Source organism: Helicobacter monodelphidis (genome assembly GCF_003288845.1).
GTDB lineage: Bacteria > Campylobacterota > Campylobacteria > Campylobacterales > Helicobacteraceae > NHYN01.
The window spans coordinates 1-618 of sequence record NZ_NHYN01000083.1 but is presented as its reverse complement, the minus strand read 5'-3'; the positions used below and the strand labels follow the sequence as shown (position 1 = coordinate 618).

Annotated in this window: 1 protein-coding gene; it reads right to left on the bottom strand. The window is 34.3% G+C overall.

Going from position 1 to position 618, the window contains the following annotated elements:
• Window positions 1–618, bottom strand: a 618-nt coding sequence (locus CCZ01_RS10910; protein ID WP_258437187.1) for a methyl-accepting chemotaxis protein, incomplete at its 5' end; no start/stop codon positions are given.

The following is a 618-nucleotide window of genomic DNA, read 5'->3' as shown; positions in this document are numbered from 1 at the left end:
CTAAAACTTCTTCTTATTCACATCTGCTAGTATTTGTGCTGCTACATTATCTACTGCTGTGCTTATATCTTTAGAATGATTCGCTATTTCTACATTCTGTTGTGTAATGCTTTCTAATTGAGAGACAGCTTCATTGATTTGAGAAATACCTGTTGCTTGTTCTTTAATAGATTCTGCCATATCATTAATAGATTGCACTAAGATATTTGTATTGGCTTCTATTTCTCCTAAGCTCTTTTGTGTTCTTTCTGCAAGTTTCCTGACTTCATCAGCAACAACTGCAAATCCTCTTCCATGTTCTCCTGCTCTTGCTGCTTCTATGGCTGCATTGAGTGCTAAGAGATTTGTTTGGTCTGCTATATCTCTAATAATGCCTATGACATTTTTAATGTCTTCACTTTGTGTAATTACTTCACCTGTTTTTCCTGATACATTTTGCATAGATGAAGTAATTTCTTCAATAGCTGCTGCTGTTTGTTCTAATGAACTTGCTTGAGTATTCGAAGATTCTGTAAGAGTTCTTACTGCTTCTTCTAAATCTTTTGATTTAGATTCTAAGTCTTTAGCGAAGTTTGCTGAAGTATGAAGCATTTTTCTTATTTCTTCTCCAAGTGTGTT